The sequence below is a fragment of the Eoetvoesiella caeni genome, from assembly GCF_003315175.1.
Classification (GTDB): domain Bacteria; phylum Pseudomonadota; class Gammaproteobacteria; order Burkholderiales; family Burkholderiaceae_B; genus Eoetvoesia; species Eoetvoesia caeni.
The window spans coordinates 1-2,300 of record NZ_QNRQ01000039.1 but is presented as its reverse complement, the minus strand read 5'-3'; the positions used below and the strand labels follow the sequence as shown (position 1 = coordinate 2,300).

Genomic DNA, 2,300 nt, shown 5'->3' with positions numbered 1-2,300 from the left:
TCACAGCGCGAGATTTCGACACGCTTGTCGCCACACTGACTCCCGCCAAGGACTACTACCTATACCGAAGCCGCATCGCGTTCAGCCTACCCGACGCATCGGGCATTACGATCGCCAGTACGTTGTTACCCCCAGGCAAGCTTAAAGACGACCCGACATTTGGAAAAGAAGAGGTTTACTACGGGCCCATAGAAGCCATCATTGCGCTTAATCGATCGACTAATGGCGCGGCCCAGCCGTCGTTGACCTTGCAAGCCTCCTATCAGGGTTGCAATGATCCATCGGGCGTTTGCTATCCGCCCATTGAGAAGATCCTTACGGTGCCACTGGTCCAAGCGAGCGTTTCGAACGCCTCAACTTCGGCCGTTTCTACGCCGCAAGCCGTCCCGACTGATATTCGCGCACCAAAACGCAGCACAGGCTTATCGGAGACTGGCGTTATCCGTGCCTTGTTTGCGCAAGGCAATACGTGGGCGCTGGTCGCAGCGTTTTTCGGCTTCGGCTTAATTCTAGCCTTTACCCCGTGCATGCTTCCCATGATCCCCATCTTGTCGGGAATTATTGTCGGACAGGGTCAGCACACCAAGCGACGCCATGCCTTTGGTCTCTCGTTGGTCTATGTGCTTGCCATGGCGATGACGTACACGCTAGCGGGCGTCGCGGCGGGCCTTGCCGGTACGATGTTATCGGTTTATCTGCAAAATCCCTGGGTATTGGGTGGCTTCGCAGGCGTGTTTGTATTGCTGTCCCTTTCTATGTTCGGTTTTTACCAGTTGCAGATGCCCGCTGCGATCCAAAGCCGCTTGACCGCCACCGCCAACCACACGCCAGGCGGCAAGCTACTCGGCGTTTTTCTGATGGGTGTACTGTCTGCCGTGATCGTGGGCCCATGTGTGGCTGCTCCTCTGGCAGGAGCCCTACTCTATATCGGGCAAACGGGTGATGCCGTGGTGGGCGGCGTGGCGCTTTTTTCACTGGCCATCGGCATGGGCGTACCGCTTTTGGTCTTTGGCACAACCGCCGGCACTTTGCTGCCAAAAGCCGGTCCCTGGATGAAATCAGTCCAGCATTTTTTCGGCGTGACCATGTTGGCCGTGGCCATTTACCTCATCGCTCCGGTTATTCCGGCGGTGGTGCATCTGCTTTTATGGGCCGTCCTGCTCATCATTTCAGCGATGTATTTAAAGGCTGTGGATCCCTTGCCGACGCATGTGGCCGGTTATAGGCGTTTGGGCAAAGGGATTGGGATCATTGCGCTAACAGTGGGCTTGGCGCTTCTGGTCGGAGGACTTTCAGGCAGCCGCGACGTATTACAGCCTTTGGCTGTTTTCAAAGGCGTTAGCAATCCAACGCCAATAGGCGCCGGAGCGGCTGAGATCATGTTTCGGCCTATTAAGAGCCTTGCCGATCTGGAGTCGCAGTTACAGGGGGCAGACGGCCGCTACGTAATGCTGGATTTCTGGGCGGAATGGTGCATATCTTGCAAAGAAATGGACCGTTTTACATTCACCGACCCTCAAGTCAAAAATCGCTTGAAAGACGTAATCCTGCTGAAAGCGGACGTGACGGCAAACAATGCAGACGATCAAGCGTTGCTTAAGCGTTTCGCACTGTTTGGGCCGCCCGGCATCATTTTTTTCGATAAAGAAGGCAAAGAAAGCGACTTTCAAGTCATTGGCTTCCAGTCGCCAAAGCGATTCCTGGCCTCGTTAAATTCGGCTATACCGCTTTAATGTGGCGAGTGCTCAAGTGCGGCGCAACAAACAGTGCCGCACATTACAAAAATGTAATGGCTGCGTCATCGGATAGACACCGACACTTCGCTAAACTGCTTTGCATCAACTCCATGAATGCTTCGACTCGTTTTAGCGGTCGATTTTTTAGACTCTTCTGATCCTAGGATACGCTCACGTGAAACGTCCGCTTGCGCCTTCTCTTGCCCTGCCTCTCCTGCCGCGTCGCCGATTCGTTCAAGGCCTTGCAGCCGGTGGCGTTCTGCTGGGCTTGTCGCCCTTTGCCCGCACGGCTTGGGCCCAGTCTGACGATACCCGAACGGGCGCACCGGCTGTGCTCACCGGGACCGAGTTCAACCTGGAAATTGGCGAGACGCCGGTGAACTTTACCGGCAATCCTCAAATGGCCACGACTATTAATGGATCACTCCCTGGACCGACCTTGCGCTGGCGCGAAGGCGACACGGTCACCATACGGGTCACAAATCGGCTAAAAGAAGCAACCTCGATTCACTGGCATGGCATCCTCTTACCCTTTCAGATGGACGGGGTGCCTGGGATCAGTTT

The 2,300-nt window shown here is 55.2% G+C and carries 2 protein-coding genes; both read left to right on the top strand.

Translation table 11 applies throughout. From position 1 onward, the window contains the following. Positions 1-1,733 (top strand): protein-disulfide reductase DsbD (gene dsbD, locus DFR37_RS22660; RefSeq protein WP_113935410.1); only part of this gene is annotated, 1,733 nt, incomplete at its 5' end. A 178-nt stretch (positions 1,734-1,911) separates the two neighbouring features. Then, a partial coding sequence (locus DFR37_RS22655) for a multicopper oxidase domain-containing protein (RefSeq protein WP_147251676.1) occupies positions 1,912-2,300 on the top strand: 389 nt, incomplete at its 3' end.